The sequence below is a fragment of the Erwinia sp. STN24 genome, assembly GCF_041320675.1.
GTDB classification, from domain to species: domain Bacteria; phylum Pseudomonadota; class Gammaproteobacteria; order Enterobacterales; family Enterobacteriaceae; genus Erwinia; species Erwinia aeris.
Genome location: NZ_JBGGPM010000013.1, coordinates 1 through 6,009, shown reverse-complemented (window position 1 = coordinate 6,009; position 6,009 = coordinate 1). Strand labels below are relative to the sequence as shown.

General features: G+C 48.9%; 9 protein-coding genes and 1 pseudogene. All 10 read left to right on the top strand.

The genetic code is table 11. The features are described 5' to 3' along the window. Positions 1-736 (top strand): replication initiation protein (locus ACA373_RS22075; RefSeq protein ID WP_370735152.1); only part of this gene is annotated, 736 nt, incomplete at its 5' end. Continuing rightward, positions 737-2,044 carry an AAA family ATPase gene (locus tag ACA373_RS22070; RefSeq protein ID WP_370735151.1) on the top strand — a complete coding sequence of 436 codons (1,308 nt, stop codon included), beginning with the start codon at positions 737-739 and terminating at the stop codon, positions 2,042-2,044. Further along, positions 2,034-2,702, top strand: a complete 669-nt coding sequence (locus tag ACA373_RS22065; protein WP_267986118.1) for a hypothetical protein — start codon at positions 2,034-2,036, stop codon at positions 2,700-2,702. The genes ACA373_RS22070 and ACA373_RS22065 overlap by 11 nt, the downstream gene beginning before the upstream one ends. A 220-nt stretch (positions 2,703-2,922) precedes the next feature. Beyond that, positions 2,923-3,249 (top strand): MobC family plasmid mobilization relaxosome protein, encoded by a 327-nt coding sequence (locus tag ACA373_RS22060; protein WP_193579571.1) that lies wholly within the window; start codon positions 2,923-2,925, stop codon positions 3,247-3,249. Further along, a pseudogene (locus tag ACA373_RS22055) lies at positions 3,239-3,556 on the top strand (relaxase); the annotation flags it as partial. The gene ACA373_RS22060 and the pseudogene ACA373_RS22055, both read left to right, overlap by 11 nt. A 370-nt stretch (positions 3,557-3,926) precedes the next feature. Further along, positions 3,927-4,412 carry an MbeB family mobilization protein gene (locus ACA373_RS22050; RefSeq protein ID WP_142273022.1) on the top strand — a complete coding sequence of 162 codons (486 nt, stop codon included), beginning with the start codon at positions 3,927-3,929 and terminating at the stop codon, positions 4,410-4,412. A gap of 60 nt (positions 4,413-4,472) precedes the next feature. Next, positions 4,473-4,706 carry an MbeD family mobilization/exclusion protein gene (locus ACA373_RS22045; RefSeq protein ID WP_023207133.1) on the top strand — a complete coding sequence of 78 codons (234 nt, stop codon included), beginning with the start codon at positions 4,473-4,475 and terminating at the stop codon, positions 4,704-4,706. A 158-nt stretch (positions 4,707-4,864) separates the two neighbouring features. Then, a complete protein-coding gene (locus ACA373_RS22040) occupies positions 4,865-5,197 on the top strand; it encodes a type II toxin-antitoxin system RelE/ParE family toxin (protein ID WP_267986117.1) in 333 nt (110 codons plus the stop codon). Position 5,198: 1 nt separating this feature from the next. Continuing rightward, positions 5,199-5,483 (top strand): NadS family protein, encoded by a 285-nt coding sequence (gene nadS / locus ACA373_RS22035; RefSeq protein ID WP_001697687.1) that lies wholly within the window; start codon positions 5,199-5,201, stop codon positions 5,481-5,483. Between the two features lie 193 nt (positions 5,484-5,676). After that, positions 5,677-6,009: replication initiation protein (locus tag ACA373_RS22030; protein WP_370735150.1), on the top strand; the 333-nt coding region annotated here is incomplete at its 3' end.

The following is a 6,009-nucleotide window of genomic DNA, read 5'->3' as shown; positions in this document are numbered from 1 at the left end:
CGCCCCCGCGCCCACGCTGACTATCACCAATCCCGAAAACGGACACGCGCACCTGCTGTACGCGCTGCAAACCTCGATACGTACCGCGCCAGACGGAAAAATGAAGCCGCTGCGGTACGCAGCTGCAGTAGAGAACTCGTTACGTAAAAAATTAGAGGCTGACGTGGGGTATTCGGGGCTAATTTGCAAAAATCCGAACCACAACCATTGGAAAATTGCGGTGTGGCAGCCAGAACTCTATACGCTGGACTGGCTGGCTGACTTTCTCGACCTGAACGCCGCAAACGACAAAGAAATCGTTGCTGACTATGGTTTAGGCCGTAACTGCACACTGTTCGACAAAACCCGTAAGTGGGCATACCGCGCCATCCGTCAGGGCTGGCCCGAGTATAACCAATGGTTACAGGCATGCTATGAACGTGCCAGTGCTTATAATCTGCAATTTGCGGCACCGCTTGATGATTGTGAGGTCATGAGCATAGCTAAAAGCATTGCTAAGTGGACATATGGCAAATTTAGTAAATCATCATTTGATGAGTATGTTGCTATGACGCACACTTCAGCTATCCAAGCGGCTAGAGGAAAAAAAAGCCGTGGAGGCGGAAGGCCTAGTATTAGTGAGGAAAAGATAAATGAAATTTTGCTTCTTCGAAAAATGAACAAGACTGTAAGAGAAATAGCTTTATTGTTGAATTTGTCAGTTGGATGTGTATTTAAACACATCGAGGAAATGTGAATGAGAGTTGAAATTAAAAACGTAGGATCTATAAGCAACTTTGATGTTGATATTTCTGGATTGACTGTTGTTTCTGGAGAGAATGACTCGGGGAAAACTGCACTTTCCAAAGTCATTTATTCTCTTGGTCAAAGCTCTTCTTTTTATAAATTTAAACGCAAGGTTCTTGTAAGAAACAGAGTTAAGAACATTTATGATAAAATGTTTATGATTCTTAATAAATATATACATGCTGAATTTCCTGGGGAGAAAGAGGAGGATTTAAATGGTGCTGTAACGGCACTGATGAGTTTCCTTTACACAGCTAGAAGAATGACTTCTTCTGATGATCTTGAATTCGACCCTATTTATGTGGTGGAAAATGCAGAGCATATACTTAATTACTTTTATATAGAAGATGAGGAAGTAAAAAAAGAACTTTCCCACATGGTTTTTATTCTTAAAAGAATAGCTATGGATAAAGTCAGGTTTGCTGATCACTTTCTCTCCTCTCTAAAGGAAGAGTTTTCAAGTGATTTAGTTAAGAAAAACTCTGTGAGTGAGTTCTCTGAAATAGCTATTACGGTAAATGATAAACGCAGTTACGTGAAATTTGACAATAAAAGAATAATAGAAACTGATGGGGATTTCGATATACCCTTTATCGATTCTACGTTTGTAGATGGTCCTGCTGTTTTTTTGCTAGAGAAAGTTCTCGGTCGTACTGATTATGTTATGCGCTCTAAGGTTAGGTCTAGTTTGCCTCACCATGTAATCGATTTGTGTTCGAAAATAGATGGAACTAGGAATACACTTTCATCAATGTCCGAAAGTGATGACTCATGCTGGAACATGAATGATTTCTATGATGGAACTATATCATTTGAACCTGAAAAAGAAGATTTTCACCTCCAAAAAGATGGCTACTTTTTCTCTGGGAACAACGTTTCCTCTGGTGTAAAAGCCCTTTCTATTATGGATATCCTTAATAGAGGAGGGTATCTAAATAAAGAAAGTTTGATTATTCTTGATGAACCAGAAACAAACCTTCATCCTAAATGGCAGAAAAAGTATGCCGAAGCTATAGTCAAACTCTCCCAAAGAGGTATTAGGATACTAGTTAACACACATAGCCCTTATATGTTGGAATCTCTTAAGGCGTATAGCGGTTTCTTTAAAATTCCTGCTAAATTCTACTTCTCTCATAAAATAGGTGATGATGTAAATCTTATCGATACCTATGGCGATATAAGTATTATTATTGATGCCTTGTCAGGACCTCTTCGTGACTTGATGCTAGAGATGCAAGGTGATCCAGATGATTTCTAATGAAAAAAAACTAATAGAATTTATCGAATCTAAATATTCCTGTTTTTCTGGTACTCTTAGTGAGATATCAAAGAATGGGGAAAATTTATTCATTGATATGGATTGCACTCTCATTCACCTAGATAAGATCCCAATGCTAATAGATAGTGGGGATGTTGAGGCTAATTGTTTTTCTGTCGATACACTGGTGTATTGCAATGAAAAAGACTGTCTTTATCTTATCGAATTTAAAGAAGGGTGGCCACAAGGAGATTCCGCTAAGGAGCTGAGGTTTAAGTGTTATGAAACTATGTCTAAATTAATTAGAAATTGGTCTTCTAACATTGGTATACGTCAGGATTTTTTTAACTTAAAAATAAAATATGTTGTTATAACTAGGCCGCCGAAAAAGAATGTTGATGAAAATGGCGAGATCAATAAGTCTTTCCTCAGTGTGCTTGATGCCTCAAAAGGATTTTTCAAGTTACAGGTTTTGAATAAAACATATGTTGATGATGTAAGGGTTTTTGTTGAGGATGAAAAAATATTTAGATTCCTTAGCCGTATAACTAACCACCATTGTATGAACTACTATCATAAAGGTCAGCTCACCAGAACCGAATGGAAAAAAGACCTTTATTCTGGAGCCATCTCCAGCTCAATCCGCGCGTGTTCATAAACAACCTATATCAGATAACAGCCCTCTCTAGTAGAGGGCTTTTTTTTTGCAACGGATGTGCAATCTGACATAATAGTTTCTTCTTTAAGCCAGTACACACAGCGTCCCCTCTACGAGGTTCCTTCTGTGACTGGTTCAGGGGGCTCGCCGCCCCCCGAAACCCCTGGCATCCACTGCGAAAAATTCTCACAGTGGTGCGAATTTTCTCTCAGCGGAGCCTATGGAAAAGCGAACGAAAGAAATCAAAATCCGGCTCACCGAAACCGAGCATCAGCGACTGCTTGATCGCTGCGACCGGACTCACCTTGCGGAGTGGCTGCGTCAGCTTGGTCTGGGTGAACACACTTCACGCAAGCGCCGTGTGCCCGATGTGGCTCCCGAACTGCTGCGACAGGTCAGCGGGATTGGTAACAACCTGAACCAGATTGCCCGCCGCCTGAATCAGACTGACACCCTGACGCCTTCTGAACGTGCCTCGCTGCTCGTAGTACTGACCAGCCTTGACCGTCAGCTTGGCGACCTGCTGGAGCAGAACCGTGATCGTTAAAATTCATTCGCGTGGTGCGGGTTCGGGAAGCGGGCCGGTGGATTACCTGCTGGGAAAAGACCGGCAGCGTGAACAGGCCCGCGTGCTGCGCGGCAATCCTGAACACGTGCGCGAGCTGATTGACGGCTGCGACTTTGCCCGCGCCTACACCTCCGGCGTGCTGTCATTCCAGGAGCCGGACATTGCAGATGCGGAGAAATCGCGCCTGATGGACGAATGGGAGCATACGCTGCTGACCGGCCTCGACCGCGACCAGTACGCCTGCCTGTGGGTAGAGCACCGCGACAAGGGACGGCTTGAGCTGAATTTTGTCATCCCGAACATCGAATTGCAGAGTGGCAAACGCCTGCAACCCTATTTTGACCGCGCCGACCGCCCCCGCGTCAACGCCTGGCAGACCCTGACCAACGACCGGCTGGGGCTGCGCGACCCGAACGACCCGACTTACCGCCGCCCGCTGACGCAGGCCAGCGATCTGCCCCGCGACAAACAGCAGGCGGCAGAGAAAATCACCGCCGGCCTGATGAACCTGATGCAGCAGGGCGTGATCCGCAGCCGGCAGGACGTGGTGACGCAGCTGGAAAGCTACGGCCTGACCGTGGCGCGGGAAACGAAAAGCAGCATCAGCATTGCCGATCCGGACGGTGGCCGAAATATCCGGCTGAAAGGAATGATATATGAGCGAGATTTTAAATTTGGCGAAGGGCTTCGAGGAGAAATCGAAGCAGCAGGCGCAGGATACCGAGCAGAGCGTGAAGCGCGAGTTCGCGAGGCTGGAGACGTCTATCAGCGCGGAACTGCAATCAAGCTCGCAGAGCATCAGCAACGCTATCCGCGAGCAGAACGGCAGGCTGACGGGCATGATCAGAACCTCCGTCTCAACGGCGATGGCGTGGGTATTTCTCTGCTTCGCCCTGCTGATCGGCATCCTGGGCGGGATAATCTGGTTTCAGGGCACGATCATCACCTCGCGCCTGAGCGAGATGGACAGCTACAGCCAGCAGCTGGCGAGCCTGAAAGCGAAAAGCGGCGCGGGCGTGACGATTTACAGCGACGACACGCGCCGGAACACCTACCTGGTGGTGCTGCCGAAGCAGGCGCACGGCGTGGAAACCTACACGTCGACGACCGACAACACCGTGGTGAAATACACGGCGAAATAACCCCGTCAGCACGCCCTGAAACGCCACAGCGCGTTTTTAACACCGAGGACGACCAAAACCATGACCGAGATGGAAAAACAGCTTCTGAGCGCCTTAGAGAGCTTACAGACAAGCTACGAGCAACAGCAGCAGGCGTGGCAGGACAGCTACAGCAGTTTGCAGCACATGTTCGAGGCTACCTCACAGGCGCTGACGCACAGCGACCGGGTGTGTCAGCACTTGAGCAGTCAGGTGGACAGCTTGCGCGCGCAGGTCGAGAGCTTGAGCAGGAACGTCAGCCGGTTGATGCGCTGATTAGACAACATGAGCACGCCCGTGCGGATAAACTGCGCGAGCAGGTGGAGCCAGAGCCACAGAAAAAACCGACCCGCTACCATGGCCCCTCGATGTGACCGCTTTTCCGGATTCGGATTTTAGTGTACTATGTACTCCATTAAACACAGGAGACAGCCGTGAGTCACGCGATTGAGTTTATCGAGACCCCGATGTTTACCCGTCAGATAAAACAGATCGCCACGGATGAAGAGCTCAGGGAGCTGCAAAAGACGCTGATTGAGTCGCCGGACAAAGGCGATCTCATCCAGAAAACCGGCGGGCTGCGAAAAGTCAGGATGGCGACGGGCAACCAGGGAAAAAGCGGCAGTGCGAGGGTGATTTATTTTCTGGCCACCGGCGAGGTGATTTATCTGGTGATGGCCTACCCGAAAAGCACCAAGGACAGCCTAACGGACGCGGAGAAAGCCGCGCTGAAGACGCTGACCCAACAACTGAAAGACGAGGTGTGACATGAGTTTTTTTGACGAGCTGAAAGCATCGCTGGAAGAAGCCGTTGAAATCAAAAACGGCGTCAGAGAACCTGCCCGCGTCACCCGTTACGAGCTGGCAGACGTGAAGGCCATCAGGGCACAGCTAAACGTTTCACAGAGCGAGATGGCGAAAGTGCTGGGAACCAGCCTCGACACCATCAAGAGCTGGGAAACCGGGCGCCGTAACCCGACCGGACTGGCGGCAAAGGTGCTGGCAACCATCCAGGCGAATCCGAAATTCTTCCAGGAGCTGGCGGCGCACTAAGCCGTTGTGACAGAAGGATTCGACAGGCGAGGCCGTTCGCGTGTAATTTAACGGCAACAGAAAAAACAAAGCCCCGGAAATCATGTGCAATCTTGGCGGATAAACATGATAACCAGGGCCAGGTACGAAACCTATGAAGGATATTAGCACATGAACCGTGCCAGACAACAGCCCGCCATAAGCGCAGGGCGCATTGCATAACGCCGCACTCGAACTCTTCAACGAACGCTTACCGCACAAGCCGTATTTTTCGGACGATCTGTACTTTGGTGTACGCATTGCCGGTAAGGAACGCGCCATTCTGGCGAAATACATCCAGTTCAATCAGCCTCACGCCATGTTCTGGCTGGGATTCGACGTCGATCGTGCCGGTGCCGCCATCGACTGGAGCGACCGCAACGCCCCCGCGCCCACGCTGACTATCACCAATCCCGAAAACGGACACGCGCACCTGCTGTACGCGCTGCAAACCTCGATACGTACCGCGCCAGACGGAAAAATGAAGCCGCTGCGGTACGCAGCTGCA